Raw genomic sequence first — 15,562 nt, 5'->3', positions numbered from 1 at the left:
CTTCCGAAAACTGCTGCGCAGTATAGGTTTCAACTTGTTTCAGACGGCGCCGGAGCGGTGCCGCTGTTGCGTGTACGCCGCGCGCCTGCACGCCGATGGCCATTTCTGGCCGCGTGGCGCGAAACTTGCCAACCTCACGCCGCTCCCACGCGTTGTCCGAATGCCATGCCCTCGATGAAAGCCGCCGTCTCCCTCCCTGTTCTGTGTCTCGCCCTCGCGTTCGGCACAGGCGCCGCGGCGCAGACCGAGCCGCGCCTGGTGCCGCCTGCGGCGCTGGCGGTGGCGCCCTCGCCCGAATACCAGGCCGCGATGGCCCGCTGGCAGGGTTCGCTCGCCGCCTTCGCGAACGCCGACAGGGAGAATCCGCCCGCGACCGACGGCGTGCTGTTCGTGGGCAGCTCCACCATCCGCTTCTGGAAGCACCTGGCACAGGATTTCCGTCAGTCGCCGGTGGTCATCAACCGCGGCTTCGGCGGCTCGACCATGGCCGACTGCAGCCTGTTCGCCCGTGACCTGGTGGTGCGCTACAAGCCGCGCCATGTGCTGGTCTACGCCGGCGACAACGACCTGGCCGAAGGCCGCACGCCGATGCAGGTGATGGAGAGCTTCGCGCGCTTCGCCAACACGGTGCGCGAAGCGCTGCCGGGCGCGCGCATCAGCTACATCTCGGTCAAGCCCAGCCCCTCGCGCGAGGCGCTGCTGCCCCAGATCCGCAGCACCAACGCCATGATCGCGGCCTACATCCACACGATGACCAACGCCGACTACATCGACACGTTCACGCCGATGATCGGCGAGGACGGTCGCCCGCGTGCCGAACTCTTCCTGGGCGACCGGCTGCACATGAACGAGGCCGGCTACCGGCTGTGGCAATCGGTCATCGGCGCGCATGTGGCAGCGCCGGCCGTGCTGGCCGTGCCCGCCGCGGCCCTCAGGCCGAATCCCTGACAGGCTGCGCGTCCTTGATCCGCGCCCGCGCAGCCTTGCGTGCGTCGATCCACAGCGTGGCGCGCGCCACCGCGTAGAGGGCCGCGAAGACCACCGCCAGCAGCAGCGCGTCGCCCCACGGCGGCCGCGCGGTCTGGCTGCTGCCGTAGAAGGCCAGCACCAGCAGCACCGCGACGAGGTGCGCGCAGAACACCGGGAGCGACGCCGAGCCCATCGCCTCCAGCCCGTGCAGCCGCGGCAGGCGCCGCATCAGGGCCGGGCCGAAGCCGATCGCGAGCGCGCCCAGCGCCACCAGGTTCACCAGGCGCAGCGGCCCGAGCAGCCACTTGTCGAACAGCAGGTTGAGCTGCGCGTCGCCGCCGAAGGGCGCCTGCCCGTCGGGGCCGTGATGACGCCAGTAGAGGCCGTAGAGCGCGATGGCTGCGGCGCCCAGCAGCAGCCAGTGCGGCAGCCGCAGCGGCCGTGCACCGGGTGCGCTGCGGCTGGCGCCCAACCAGAGCCCCATGAACCAGAGAAACTGCCAGGCGTAGGCGTTGAAGGCGCCCATCTCCTGGAACGGCACCGGCAGCCCGGTCCAGCGCACCACCCCCGCGTAGATCCATTCGCTGAAGCCGAACTGCGCCGCCGCCCACACGCCCGTGCTGGCCAGCGCCACCGCCGCCCAGCCGTGCCGCAGCGAGAAGGCCAGCACCCACGGGCTCAGCAGCATGAAGAAGATGTACATCGGCAGGATGTCCAGCAGCGGCGGCTCGTAGACCAGGGCCAGGCTGTAGAGGAAGGCGTGGCGCGGCTGCGTCAGGTAGTAGGACATGAGGTCCTTGACGGCCGGCTGGTCGATGCGCAGGCCGAGCGCCGCGATGATGGTGAACAGGAACAGCAGCGTGGCCGCCTGCGCCATGTAGATCTTGAGCGCACGCTGCCAGAAGGCGCGGCGCATCGCGTCGACGCCGTCGCGGTAGGCGGTGCGGGTGTAGACCAGCCCGGCCATGAAGGCCGACAGCAGCACGAAGCCCTCGGCCGCCGACACGAAGCCGAAGGGCTGGCCCAGCGGGTCGGTCAGCCGCGACGGCAGGTGCGTCAACGTCATCAGCACCAGCATCAGGCCGCGCAGGGCGTCGACCTCCCAGTAGCGCGTCGAGGCAGGCCGCTCGGCGGCAGCAGAAGGCGGTGCGGCCGTCATCGGCAGGCGGGCGGCGGACGGTTCAGTCGAGCGCGCGGATCGCGTCGACGATGACGTCGCCGTAGCGCTTCCACGAGTAGCCGGCGGCATGCTGCGCCGCCTTGTCCTTCATGGCGACCAGTTCGGGCCGGTGCTGGTTGAGCCAGGCGAGCCTGGCGGCGATCTGCTCGGGCGCGCGGATCGGCACCAGGAAGCCGGTCTCGCCCTCGATCACCAGGTCGGCGCCGCCGGTGTTGGGCGTGATGACGACCGGCAGCCCCTGGCTCATCGCTTCCTGCATGACCAGCGCGCGGCCTTCGACGATCGACGGCAGGCAGAACACGTCGCAACTGCGCATCAGCGCCAGCACCTCGGCGTGGGGCCGGCCCTTCTCGTGGGTGAAGCCGGCGTATTCGCGGCGGTAGAAGTCGAGCTCGGCCATCGGCGAGCCCATCACGACCAGCTCGATGTTCTCGCCGCCGAGCAGGCGCATGGCCTGCAGCAGGTCGCCCAGGCCCTTGCGCTGGCCCATGGAGCCGGCGAACAGCACCCGCATCGGCCGCGCCGGATCGAGCGCCGCCTCGGACCATCCGCCGGTCCAGACCGGTGGCGAGCCGAAGGGCGACATGACGACCGCCTTCTGCGCCGCCGAGGCCGGCAGCGAATCGCGCACGAAGTGGCTGGCCACGACCACCAGGTCGGCCAGGTCGAGCTCCTGCGTCTTGCGCTCGAGCTTGGCCGGCGAATCGAGCAGGCCCCCGCCCAGCGTGGGCGCCCAGGCGGGCAGGCGCTCCGCTTCTTCCTGCTGCAGCCGGCGGCCCAGTTCCCAGTAGGCGATGGGAAGGTCGTACACGCGCCGGAGGCCCAGCGTGCGGGCGGCGCGGAAGGTGTCGAGCGCGCCGTCCTCGTAGGCATACACGGCGCTCAGGCCATCGCGCGAGACCCGGCGCGGCAAGGCGTGCGCCACGAAGCGATCGAAGTCCCGGATGATGGCGTCGGTCGATGCGAAGCCCTGTTCGTGCCGCAGCGCCGAGCGCCAGCCGACCGCGCTGCACGCCACCCGCGCCAGTTCGCGCCAGGGATGCTGCAGCAGCTTGTCGCGTGGCACATCGAAGCGGCGGCGCAACCACTCGCGCCGCGCGCCGGCGGGCATCAGCTTGAGCAGCGGGCTGTGCTCGTCGGCGGCCACCGTGGTGGCGAAGCGGCCCAGCAGTCCGGCCGTCTGGAGCGCGTCGAGCATGGCCCGCACATTCTGGTTTCCTGCGGGGTGGCTCAACAGCAAAGTCATGGCGGCCGATCATAGTGGAGCCCTCGGTTTTCGCGGCCCAAGAGCTCACCAGGCGCACGCCCTCTCGCCTCCTGGGCCGGGGAGCGCCATCGGCGACTTTTGCTAATCTCGACGCTCCTCGGAGGAAAAAGCATGAAGAGAACAAAAAGCAAACTCGCGCTCGCCCTGACGCTGGCGGCGGCGACGTTCCCGGCGATGGCCCTTCAGGCCATCAGCCTCAGCCCCCAGGGCGAGGTGTCGCAGGTGCGGCAGGTGGTCGCCAAGTTCGACCAGGCGGCCGTCAACTTCGGCGACCCGAAGGCGCCTGCCCCCTACACGGTCCGCTGCGACGACGCGCAGGCCGGCAAGGGCACCGCACGCTGGACCGGCGAGAAGCAGTGGGTCTTCGATTTTGAGAACGACCTGCCCCCGGGCGTGCGCTGCACGGTCACGCGCGTGGCCGGCTTCAAGTCGCCGGCGGGCGCCGAACTCACCGGCCCGCAGCGCCAGGAATTCAGCACCGGTGGCCCCTTCGTGCGCAACATTCAGCCGAGCTACGGAAAGATCGACGAGCAGCAGTCCTTCGTGCTCGAACTCAACGGCCCGGCCACGCTCGCGAGCGTGCGCGACAACGTCTGGTGCGTGGCCGACGGCGTGGGCGAGCGCATCCCGGTGAAGCAACTCGACGGCGACGACCGCACCGCCTTGCTCAAGGCCTTCGGCCGCGAGCGCCAGGCGCAGAAGGAGCCGCTGCGCTTCGCCACGCTGCAGTGCAAGCGCACGCTGACGGCCGGCAGCCGCATGCAGCTGGTCTACGGCAAGGGCGTTGCCACGCCGTCGGGCGTGGCCAACACGGTCGAGCGGCGCTTCACCTACGACGTGCGCGAGCCCTTCGCCGCGACCTTCACCTGCGAACGCGAGAACGCGCAGGCCGCCTGCCTGCCGCTGCGCCCGATGGAACTGCGCTTCAACGCGCCCGTCACCCGCAAGATGGCCGCGCAGATCCGCGTGGGCGGCGGCGGCAAGACGATCGAGCCGAAGGTCGACGAGGACAGCGGCAACGACGACGCCGTCGTCAACGGCCTGAGCTTCCAGCCGCCCTTCCCCGAGAACACGAAGTTCAGCGTGACGCTGCCCTCCTCCTTCGAGGACGCCTCTGGCCGCCCGCTCGGCGCGCCCGACAGCTTCCCGCTGGCCACCGCCACCGGCGCGATGCCGCCGCTGGCCAAGTTCGCGGCCTCGCCCTTCGGCGTGATCGAGCGCCTGGCCGAGCCCGGCGGCGTCGCGATGATGCCGGTGACGGTGCGCCGCGTGGAGCCGGCCCTGCAGGTGCAGGCGCTCACGCCCGGCAAGGTGAGCGACCTCAACCCGACGACCGACGCGGAGATCATCGCGTGGTTCCGCAAGGTGCGCCGCTACGACGGCTACTCGGTGAATCGCTCGGTCGCCGCGCGCGACGTGAAGGCGCCGCTGCCGAAGGTGATCGACCGGGACAACCGCGACAGCGTGCAGACACGCATGGTGTCGCTGCTCGGCGGCCAGGCCGGCGTGAAGACGCTCGACATGCCGAAGGTCGAAAGCGGCCAGAACGTGAACGAGCGTCCCTTCGAGGTGATCGGCATCCCGCTCACGCCGGGCTTCCACGTGCTGGAGATCGCCTCGCAGAAGCTGGGCGAATCGCTGCTCGACGAGCGCTACGGCAACGGCCGCACGATGTACGTGCGCACCACGGCCCTGGCCACCAACCTCGCGGTGCACTTCAAGCTGGGCCGCGAGAACGCGGTGGCCTGGGTCACCACGCTCGACAAGGGCCAGGTGGTGCCCAACGCCGCGGTGCGGGTGTCGGACTGCCGCGGCCGCGAGGTGGCGCGGGGCACGACCGGGGCGAACGGGGTCGTCACGCTGGAAGGCATCTCTTCCACGCCGCCGAGCTGCAACACCGAGAACGAGTACAGCAGCGACGCCTACTTCGTCAGCGCGCGCGCGACGCTCAGCGACGCCGGCGACAAGAACGCCAAGCCGGTCGAAGACCTGGCCTTCACCTGGAGCGACTGGCAGCGCGGCATCGAGCCCTGGCGCTTCAACGTGCCGACCAGCCAGGAACCCGAGCCCGACCGCGTCGCGCACACGGTGTTCGACCGCACGCTGTTCCGCGTCGGTGAAACCGTGTCGATGAAGCATCTGATCCGCACCCAGACCAGCAAGGGCTTCGGTGTGCCCGAGACGCTGCCCGACACGCTGGTGATCACGCATGTGGGCAGCGGCCAGCAGTTCACGCAGGCGATCGACTGGCGCAAGACCGGCACCGGCGGGCGGAGCGCAGCCAACACCTTCGCGATTCCACCGGCCGCCAAGCTGGGCGTCTACCAGGTCGAACTGCGCAGCGGCAAGGACAAGGCGGACGACGAGGACGGCCGCCGCAGCTACGGCACGGGCATGTTCCGCGTCGAGGAATTCCGCCTGCCGGTGCTCGAAGGCCGCGTGACGCCGAGCGACAAGAAGCCGCTGGTCGCCATCACCGCGCTGCCGACCGACGTGCAGATCAACTACGTGGCCGGCGGCGGCGCCGCGAACCTGCCGGTGCGCGTGTCGGCCATGGTGCGCGGCAAGCGCCTGGACTTCGCCGACTACGACAGCTTCAGCTTCTCGCCGCCGCGCAAGCGCGACGACCAGGCCGCGTCCGACGCCGACGAGGAGGCCTCGTCGGCGGACGACACCCGCGTGATCGCCGACAAGCTGCCGCTCACGCTCGACCGCAACGGCGCCGGCAAGCTCACCATCGACAAGGTGCCGCTGGCCAAGGCGACGCCGCGCGAGCTGCTGATCGAAGCCACCTATTCCGACCCCAACGGCGAAGTGCAGACCCTCCGCAGCACGCAGACGCTGTGGCCCGCGTCGGTCATCGCCGGCCTCAAGACCGAAGGCTGGATCTCGACCGACAAGAAGCTCAAGTTCCAGGCGCTGGCGCTCGACCTCGCCGGCAAGCCGGTGGCCGACGCCAAGGTGAAGGTGAACGCCATCGCGCGCATCACGACCACCAGCCGCAAGCGCATGGTCGGCGGCTTCTACACCTACGACAACAAGACCGAGGTGAAGGAACTGGGCACGGTGTGCAGCGGCAACAGCGACTCGCGCGGCCTGGTGCTGTGCGAGGCGGCGCTGAAGGAAGCCGGCCAGGTCGAGCTCATCGCCACCGCCACCGACAAGGAAGGCCGCGAGAGCCAGGCCGCAAGCTCGGTGTACGTGACCAAGCAGGGCGAGCTGTGGTTCGGCGGCGAAGACCACGACCGCATCGACGTGCTGCCGGAGAAGAAGAACTACCAGCCCGGCGAGGTCGCCAAGTTCCAGGTGCGCAGTCCCTTCCGCTTCTCGACCGCGCTCGTGTCGGTGGAGCGCGAGGGCGTGATCGAGACGCACGTGGTGCAGCTCAACGGCCAGGACCCGACCGTGAGCCTGGAGGTCAAGCCCGAGTGGGGCCCGAACGCCTACGTCAGCGTGCTGGCGCTGCGCGGGCGCCTGCGCGAGGTGCCCTGGTACAGCTTCTTCACCTGGGGCTTCAAGGCACCGCGCGAATGGTGGACCGCCTTCTGGGTCGAGGGCAAGGAATACGTCGCGCCGACCGCGCTGGTCGACCTGAGCAAGCCGGCCTACCGCTTCGGCCTGGCCGAAATCCGCGTGGGCACGTCGGCGCACCGCATCGACGTGAAGGTGACGAGCGACAAGCCGAGCTACCCGGTGCGCGGCAAGGCGCAGATCACCATCACAGGCAAGCTGCCCGACGGCAAGCCGGCGGCGGGCGCCGAGGTGGCGCTGGCGGCGGTCGACCAGGCCTTGCTCGAGCTGATGCCCAACGACAGCTGGAACCTGCTCGAAGCCATGCTGCAGCGGCGCAGCTGGGGCGTGAGCACCTCCACCGCGCAGATGGAGATTGTCGGGCGCCGGCACTACGGCAAGAAGGCCGTGCCCGCGGGCGGCGGCGGCGGCAAGGGCCAGACCCGCGAGCTGCTCGAGACGCTGCTGCTGTGGAACCCATCGATCGTGCTCGACGCCAACGGCCAGGCCGTGGTGACGGTCCCGCTCAACGACGCATTGACGACCTTCAAGATCGTCGCGGTGGCCGACATGGGCACCGGCCTGTTCGGCACGGGCCAGGCGAGCATCCAGGCGACGCAGGACCTGCAGATCATCAGCGGCCTGCCGCCGCTGGTGCGCGAGGACGACCAGTTCCGCGCGCAGATCACGCTGCGCAACACGACGCAGAAGGCGATGAAGGTGGAGGCGTCGCCGCGCGCGACGCTGCTCACGCTCGAGACGCAGACCATCGACATCCCGGCCGGCGAATCGCGCGAACTGGCGTGGAACGTGACGGCGCCGGCGCAGCTTGCGCAGACGCGCGCCGAAGCCATCCTGTGGGAGATCGAGGCGAAGGACACCGTCAGCGGCGCGCGCGACGCGCTCAAGGTGCGCCAGCGCATCGTGCCGGCCGTGCCGCTCACGGTGCAGCAGGCCACGCTGGTGCAGGTCGACGGCAGCTTCACGCTCGACGTCGCCCCGCCGGCCGACGCCCTCCCCGGCCGAGGTGGCCTGAAGATGTCGCTGCAGCCCAGGCTGGCCGAAGGCATGCCGGGCGTGCGCGACTGGTTCGCCAACTACCCCTTCGCCTGCCTGGAACAGAAGACCAGCAAGTCGATCGGCCTGCGCGACGGCAAGCTGTGGCAAGGCGTGGTGGCGCAGCTGCCGAGCTACCTCGACAGCGACGGGCTCGCGAGCTACTTCCCGCCGCGCGACGGTGAGTCGAACCGTGGCAGCGACATCCTCACGTCGTACCTGCTGGCGGCGACGAACGAAGCCGCCGCCATCGACCCGGCCTTCGCGCTGCCCGACGATGCGCGCGCACCGATGGAACAGGGCCTGATCGCCTTCGTCGAAGGCCGCATCCAGCGCGAGTTCTGGAGCCCGCGCAAGGACCTGGACGTGCGCAAGCTGGCCGCCCTCGAAGCGCTGTCGCGCTACGGCAAGGCACGCGGCAGCATGGTCGCGAGCATCACCATCGCACCCAACCAGTGGCCCACCAGCGCAGTCATCGACTGGATGCAGATCCTCAAGCGGGTGAACGACGTGCCGCAGCGCCAGCAACGCCTGGACGAAGCCAGCAACGTGCTGAAGGCGCGGCTGAGCTACCAGGGCACGAAGGTGCTCTTCAGCACCGAGCGGGATGACTACTGGTGGTGGCTGATGACCAACGGCGACGTGAACACCGCGCGCCTGCTACTGGCCGTGATGGACGACCCGGCCTGGAAGGACGACATCGGCAAACTCGCCAACGGCTTCATCGGCCGTCAACAGAACGGCGCCTGGCACACGACCACCGCCAACCTGTGGGGCGGGTTGGCGCTGGACAAGTTCTCAAAGGTGTTCGAGAGCGTGCCGGTGGCCGGCACCACGACCTCGGTGCTGCGCGCGCCACCCGTCGGCAACGCCGATTCGGCCGCGCGCACGCAGAGCGTCGACTGGAGCCGCGTCGAGCGCGTGAAGACCAGCGACGCTGCCGGCGCGCCCAACCAGACGACCTGGTTCGGTGCACCGGCCTCGCCGGGCAACCTGCGCAACAACACGATGTTCCTGCCCTGGGGCCAGCCGCAGAAGGAAACGCTGACCGTCACGCACGAGGGCGCCGGCAAGCCCTGGCTCACGCTGCAGTCCGTGGCGGCCATCCAGCTGAAGGCGCCGTTCGCGGCCGGCTACGCGATCAAGAAGACGATCACGCCGGTCGAGCAGGCGACCGCGGGCAAGTACACGCGCGGCGACGTGCTGCGCGTCACGCTCGAAGTCAACGCCAGCACCGACATGACCTGGGTGGCGATCACCGACCCGATCCCGGGTGGTGCGACGATTCTCGGCAGCGGCCTGGGCCGCGATTCGCAGATCGCGACGCAGGGCGAGAAGAAGAGCGGTGCCGGCTGGCCGGCCTTCGAGGAGCGCAGCTTCGAGTCCTTCCGCAGCTACTACGAGTACCTGCCCAAGGGCGTGGTGAAGATGGAGTACACGGTGCGCCTCAACAACGTCGGCGACTTCACGCTGCCGCCGAGCCGTGTCGAGGCGATGTACGCGCCCGAGATGTTCGGCGAGGTGCCGAATGCGCGGGTGAAGGTCGAGGCGGGGCGCTGAGCGCCGTCCACAGGAGTCCCTCATGACGATCGAACTGCCCCGCGAAGTCCGTCAGCAGGCCATCGCGTCCATCGAACGCTACTTCCGCGAGCACATGGACGACCAGAAGATCGGCAACATCGCAGCGGGCGCGCTGCTGGGCTTCTTCCTCGAAGAGATCGGCCCGACGCTCTACAACCGCGGCGTGGCTGACGCGCAGGAACGCATGCAGGGCCGTGTTGCCGAACTCGACATCGAGGTGCACGAGGAAGAGTTCGACTACTGGCGCAAGTACGACAAGCAGCCGAAGCCGCGGCGCTGACGCCGCGGTCAGTTGCGGCGCGGATCGCCGGGGCGGCTGTCGTAGCGATTCGGCACGCCGTCGCCATCGCGGTCGCGGTCGTAGCGGTTGGGCACGCCGTCGCGGTCGCGGTCGCCCCGCACGCCCGGGCCCGGCGGCGGCGGGCGGTTGTCGTAGGGTGGTGGGACGACGCAACCCGCCAGGGTGGCGGTCGCAGCAAGCACGACGAGAAGTGATTTCATGGTGATGTCCTCCAGTTTTTCGGCAGGCCCGAGGGTTCGAGCCTGTTCCGAACCGCATGGTCGGTGCGGTGCGAGACCGCATGCGTCGGCCCGCCCGCGCGACTTAAAGTAGGCCCGTTGCCCGTCTTGCACGCCATGCACCTTCTCTCCCTCTGCTGCCCCACCCTGCGCCGGCCGCTGCTCGTGCTGGGCATCGCGGCTGCATGTGCAGGGCCGGCCTGTGCGCTGCCCGCCTTCGACGCGGTGCGGCGCGAATTCCGCCCCTCCGACACCGCAGTGCTCGACCGCGACGGCGCGCTGCTGCAACGCGTGCGCACGGACGCCACCGTGCGCCGCGGGCAATGGGTCGCGCTGACCGACGTGTCGCCCGCCCTGCGGACGGCCATGGTGCTCAGCGAAGACCGGCGCTTCTACGAACACAGCGGCGTGGACTGGCGCGCCGTCTCGGCCGCGGCCTGGGGCAACCTCTGGAACACGCGCACGCGCGGCGCGTCGACCATCACGATGCAGCTGGCCGGCCTGCTCGACGACGAGCTGCGGCGCGGCAGCGGTGGCCGCAGCCTGACGCAGAAGCTCGGCCAGACGGTGGCCGCCGCGCAGCTCGAAGGTCAATGGCGCAAGGACCAGATCCTCGAGGCCTACCTCAACACCGTGCCCTTCCGCGGCGAGATCGTCGGCATCGACGCGCTGTCGCGCACGCTCTTCGGCAAGGCGCCGCACGGGCTCGATGCGCGCGAGGCGGCCGTGGCCGCCTCGCTGGTGCGCGCGCCGAACGCCAAGCCCGCCCTCGTCGCGCAGCGCGCCTGCGAGGTGATGAAGGCGATGGAAGCGACCGACGCCGAGCGCCGCCGCATCGACTGCGATGCCGTCGACATGTTCGCGAGCGCGGCCCTGCAGCGCCGCGCCTTCGAGGCGAGCGAAGGCATCGCGCCGCATGCCGCGCGCCGTGCGCTGCAGTTGCGCCGCGATGCTGCGACGACCTCCGGCCGAAACGCCACGAACTCCGCGGACGACACGCTCCGCACCACGCTGCGCGCGCCGCTGCAGCGCTTCGCCGTGAACACCTTGCAGCGCCATCTGCGCGAACTGCACGGTCGCAACGTCGAAGACGCTGCGCTGGTGGTGCTCGACAACGCCAGCGGCGAGGTGCTCGCGTGGGTCGGCTCGTCGGGCGCGCTCAGCCGGGCCGGCGAGGTCGATGCCGTGCTCGCGCAGCGCCAGCCCGGCTCCACGCTCAAGCCGCTGCTCTATGCGCAGGCCATCGCCGAGCGGCGGCTGACCGCCGCGTCGCTGATCGACGATTCCTCGGCGCAGATCGCCACGGCCGGCGGTCTCTACATCCCGCAGAACTACGACCGCCAGTTCAAGGGGCTGGTCTCGGTGCGCACCGCGCTGGCCGCGTCGCTCAACGTGCCGGCGGTGCGCACGCTGGTGATGGTCTCGCCCGAATCCTTCGCGCGCCAGCTGCAGGCGGCCGGGCTGCCGCTGCGCGAGAGCGGCGGCTACTACGGCTACAGCCTGGCGCTCGGCAGCGCCGAGGTGTCGCTGCTGGCGCTGACCAATGCCTACCGCACGCTGGCCAACGGCGGGCGCTTCGGCGAGACGCGCATGCTCCCGGCGGCCGCCGCACCACCCGCAACACCCGCGCCACGCACGCCGCCGGCCGTCGACCCGCGCGCCGCCTTCATCGTCGGCGACATCCTGTCAGACGCCAACGCACGCACCCGCACCTTCGGCGTCGACAGCGTGCTCGGCACCCGTTTCTGGACGGCGGTGAAGACCGGCACCAGCAAGGACATGCGCGACAACTGGGCCGTCGGCTGGTCGCAGCGCTACACGGTCGGCGTGTGGGTCGGCAATGCGGGCGGCGCGCCGATGTGGGACGTGAGCGGCACCAGCGGCGCCGCGCCGGTGTGGGCCGAGGTGATGGGCTTCCTGCATGCGCGCGAGCCGAGCCGCGCGCCAGCGCCACCGCCCGGCGTGGTGCAGGTGCCGGTGCGTTTCGGCCATGACCTCGAAGCACCGCGCAGCGAATGGTTCCTCGCCGGCACCGAGCAGCGCCTGTTCGCACCCGATGTCGCGGCGGCGGACGCGGGCAGCCGCATCACCTCGCCGGCCGACGGATCGATCATCGCGATCGACCCCGACATCCCGCCCAACCGCCAGCGCGTGCGCTTCGAGGCACAGGGCCAGGGCCTGCAGTGGCGCATCGACGGCAAGGCGTTCGCGCGCGGCAACCAGGCGCAATGGATGCCCTGGCCGGGCCGCCATGGGGTCGAGCTGGTCGACGCCCGCGGCGAGGTGCTCGACCGGGTGCGCATCGAGGTGCGCGGCGCCGGCGTGCGGGCGCCCGTCGCACGCCGCCCCTGAGCTACCCGGCGGTAGCGAGATACCCCCTTTGCGGGGTCGGATGCGTTCTCGGCCGACAACAGGGAGCGGCACGGCACAGCAGAATGGCGAACGCCAAGATCCACATAACAAGGCGTTTTCCATGTCCGTCACTGCTCCTCCCGTATCGGGCGCACTGGGCGCGCCCCGCGCCTACACCGCCGAAGAAAAGCGCCATCGCATCTTCGCCATCATGGCGGCCTCGTCCGGCAATCTGGTCGAGTGGTTCGACTTCTATGTCTATGCCTTCTCGGCGCTCTACTTCGCGCCTGCGTTCTTCCCCAAGTCCGATCCGACCGCGCAATTGCTGAACACCGCCGGCGTGTTCGCCGCGGGCTTCCTCATGCGCCCCATCGGCGGCTGGCTGTTCGGCCGCATCGCCGACCGCATGGGCCGCAAGACCTCGCTGCTGATCTCGGTGGCCATGATGTGCGGCGGCTCGCTGGTCATCGCCTGCCTGCCGACCTACGCGCAGATCGGCGCGTGGGCGCCCTTCCTGCTGCTGGTGTGCCGCCTGTTCCAGGGGCTGTCGGTCGGCGGCGAATACGGCACCACGGCCACCTACATGAGCGAGGTCGCGCTGCGCGGCCAGCGCGGCTTCTTCTCGTCCTTCCAGTACGTCACGCTGATCGGCGGCCAGCTGCTCGCGGTGCTGGTGATCGTGGTGATGGAGCAGTTCCTGTCCGAGGCGGAGCTCAAGGCCTGGGGCTGGCGCATTCCCTTCGCGATCGGCGCGGTCGCTGCGGTCGTCGCGCTCCTGCTGCGCCGCACGCTGCACGAGACGCAGACGGCCGAAGCCCGCGCCAACAAGGAAGCCGGCAGCATGGCCGGGCTCTTCAGGCACCACAAGGCGGCCTTCTTCACGGTGCTGGGCTACACCGCCGGCGGTTCGCTGATCTTCTACACCTTCACCACCTACATGCAGAAGTACCTGGTGAACACGGTGCACCTGCCGATCAAGACGACCAGCTACATCATGACGGCCGCGCTGTTCGTCTACATGTGCATGCAGCCGGTGTTCGGCGCGCTGTCGGACCGCATCGGCCGCCGCAACAACATGCTGCTGTTCGGCGCACTGGGCGCGCTGGCGACGGTGCCGATCCTCACCGGCCTGCAGCACGTGACGAACCCTGTCGTCGCCTTCCTGCTGATCATCCTCGCGCTGGCCATCGTGAGCTTCTACACCTCGATCAGCGGCATCGTGAAGGCCGAGATGTTCCCGCCCGAAGTGCGTGCGCTGGGCGTGGGCCTGGCCTACGCGGTGGCCAATGCGATCTTCGGCGGTTCGGCCGAGTACGTGGCGCTGGGCCTGAAGTCACTCGGCCACGAGTCGGCCTTCTACTGGTACGTGACGGTAATGATGGTCATCGCCTTCGCGGTGAGCTGGCGGCTGCCCAGGCAGGCCAGCTACCTGCACCACGACCACTAGAAACAAAGCTCACCCCCGAAGCGGCGCACTGCGTGTCGCCGCCTCCCCCTCGAGGGGGCGCACCCAGCGGCCTGGCAGAGCCAGTTCCGCGGGTGCCCTGGCATCTGGCTTGCATTGACCGCGCCGGTATCCCGGCGACAGGCTCAGTGCCGAGGCGCGGTGCCCGCGGCCATGTGCTCGGTCTTCGCGTTGACCAGCACCTCGGGCTCGTCGGCCTCGATCCAGGTCTCGTTGTTGAGCGCGGCGTGCAGGCGCTTCTCGTCGAGCTCGTCGGTCCACTTCGCGACCACCAGCGTCGCGACGCCGTTGCCGATCAGGTTGGTCAGCGCGCGAGCCTCCGACATGAAGCGGTCGATGCCGAGGATCAACGCGAGGCCTGCCACCGGCACATGGCCCACGGCCGACAGCGTGGCCGCCAGCACGATGAAGCCGCTGCCGGTCACGCCGGCAGCGCCCTTGGACGTGAGCAGCAGCACCGCTAGCAGCGTGAGTTCCTGCGTGAGCGTCATGTCGGTGTTGGTGGCCTGTGCGATGAACACCGCCGCCATCGTGAGGTAGATCGAGGTGCCGTCGAGGTTGAAGGAGTAGCCGGTGGGGATCACCAGGCCCACCACGGTCTTCTTGGCACCGAGGTTCTCCATCTTCTCCATCATGCGCGGCAGCACCGATTCGGATGACGACGTGCCCAGCACGATCAGCAGTTCTTCCTTGATGTACTTGATGAACTTCCAGATGCTGAAGCCGTGGAAGCGCGCGATGAGCCCCAGCACCACGAAGATGAAGAGCAGGCAGGTCAGGTAGAACACTGCCATCAGCTTGCCCAGCGAGAACAGCGACCCCACGCCGTACTTGCCGATGGTGAAGGCCATGGCGCCGAAGGCGCCGACAGGGGCCAGCTTCATGACGTAGCCGACGATGGTGAAGAGCACGTGCGAGCCCTTCTCGATCACGTCGAACACCAGCGTCCCACGACCGCCGAACTTGTGCAGCGCGAAGCCGAAGAGCACCGCGATCAAGAGCACCTGCAGGATCTCGCCCTTGGCGAAGGCGTCGACCATCGTGTTGGGAATGACGTTCAGCAGGAAGTCGACCGTGCCCTGCATCTTGCCGGGGCCGGTGTAGGCGGTGATCGACTTGGTGTCGATGGTCGCGGGGTCGATGTTCATGCCGACACCGGGCTTGAGCAGGTTCACCAACACCAGGCCGACCACCAGCGCGATGGAACTGACGACCTCGAAATACAGCAGCGCCAGCCCGCCGGTCTTGCCCACCTTCTTCATGTCTTCCATGCCGGCGATGCCGACCACCACGGTGCAGAAGATGATCGGCGCGATCAGCATCTTGATCAGCTTGATGAAGCCATCGCCCAGCGGCTTCATCGACTCGCCGACCTGCGGATAGAAGTGGCCGAGCGCGACGCCGACGACGACGGCGACGATGACCTGGACATAGAGCGACCGGTAGATCGGGCGCTTGGTAGGAGAAGGCGATGTGGTTGTCATGGTCTCTGCCTACGAGTTGTTTTAGGGGTGACGGCGAAGGCGCGGGGCGCATGCTAACGCCGTCTCGATGCGATGGGGCGACATCGATGTAAGTGGGAGTACGTATGTCGTCACCCTCCGGTCGGCGACCCTGGACCGGAACGGCGCGCCGCAAAGCCATCGCCGAGCGAAAATCGCGG

General features: G+C 69.3%; 9 protein-coding genes. 5 read left to right on the top strand and 4 right to left on the bottom strand.

All coding sequences use genetic code 11. The annotated features are described in order from the left end of the window. Positions 1-174 precede the first annotated feature (174 nt). Positions 175-948, top strand: a complete 774-nt coding sequence (locus tag N8A90_RS00480; RefSeq protein ID WP_410087622.1) for an SGNH/GDSL hydrolase family protein — start codon at positions 175-177, stop codon at positions 946-948. On the opposite strand, the gene opgC is transcribed toward N8A90_RS00480, so the two are convergent. Further along, the gene (opgC, locus tag N8A90_RS00475; RefSeq protein WP_262072684.1) at positions 932-2,128 is read right to left on the bottom strand and encodes an OpgC domain-containing protein; all 1,197 of its coding nucleotides are present in this window, start codon (positions 2,126-2,128) and stop codon (positions 932-934) included. The genes N8A90_RS00480 and opgC overlap by 17 nt on opposite strands. A gap of 22 nt (positions 2,129-2,150) precedes the next feature. Then, positions 2,151-3,347: a glycosyltransferase family 4 protein gene (locus tag N8A90_RS00470; protein ID WP_262072683.1), complete on the bottom strand. Its 1,197-nt coding sequence runs from the start codon at positions 3,345-3,347 to the stop codon at positions 2,151-2,153. A 180-nt stretch (positions 3,348-3,527) separates the two neighbouring features. Here N8A90_RS00470 and N8A90_RS00465 point away from each other — a divergent pair, with 180 nt between their 5' ends. Both N8A90_RS00465 and N8A90_RS00460 read left to right on the top strand, forming a co-directional pair. After that, positions 3,528-9,542, top strand: coding sequence for an alpha-2-macroglobulin family protein (locus N8A90_RS00465; protein WP_262072682.1), 6,015 nt, complete (start codon positions 3,528-3,530; stop codon positions 9,540-9,542). 22 nt (positions 9,543-9,564) lie between these two features. Further along, positions 9,565-9,843, top strand: coding sequence for a DUF2164 domain-containing protein (locus N8A90_RS00460; protein ID WP_262072681.1), 279 nt, complete (start codon positions 9,565-9,567; stop codon positions 9,841-9,843). Between the two features lie 8 nt (positions 9,844-9,851). Here the strand turns inward: N8A90_RS00460 and N8A90_RS00455 are convergent, their stop codons facing one another. Next, the gene (locus N8A90_RS00455; RefSeq protein ID WP_262072680.1) at positions 9,852-10,064 is read right to left on the bottom strand and encodes a hypothetical protein; all 213 of its coding nucleotides are present in this window, start codon (positions 10,062-10,064) and stop codon (positions 9,852-9,854) included. A gap of 135 nt (positions 10,065-10,199) precedes the next feature. Here N8A90_RS00455 and pbpC point away from each other — a divergent pair, with 135 nt between their 5' ends. Both pbpC and N8A90_RS00445 read left to right on the top strand, forming a co-directional pair. Then, a complete protein-coding gene (gene pbpC / locus N8A90_RS00450; RefSeq protein WP_262072679.1) occupies positions 10,200-12,434 on the top strand; it encodes a penicillin-binding protein 1C in 2,235 nt (744 codons plus the stop codon). Positions 12,435-12,555: 121 nt separating this feature from the next. Further along, a complete protein-coding gene (locus N8A90_RS00445; protein ID WP_262072678.1) occupies positions 12,556-13,881 on the top strand; it encodes an MFS family transporter in 1,326 nt (441 codons plus the stop codon). Between the two features lie 143 nt (positions 13,882-14,024). Here N8A90_RS00445 and N8A90_RS00440 read toward each other — a convergent pair whose 3' ends face one another. Next, positions 14,025-15,383, bottom strand: coding sequence for a dicarboxylate/amino acid:cation symporter (locus tag N8A90_RS00440; protein WP_262072677.1), 1,359 nt, complete (start codon positions 15,381-15,383; stop codon positions 14,025-14,027). Between the last annotated feature and the right edge of the window lie 179 nt (positions 15,384-15,562).

The sequence above is a fragment of the Variovorax sp. N23 genome (assembly GCF_025486315.1).
Lineage (GTDB): Bacteria > Pseudomonadota > Gammaproteobacteria > Burkholderiales > Burkholderiaceae_C > Variovorax.
Note: the sequence above shows the minus strand (reverse complement) of the source record. Positions and strands in the feature narration are given on the sequence as shown.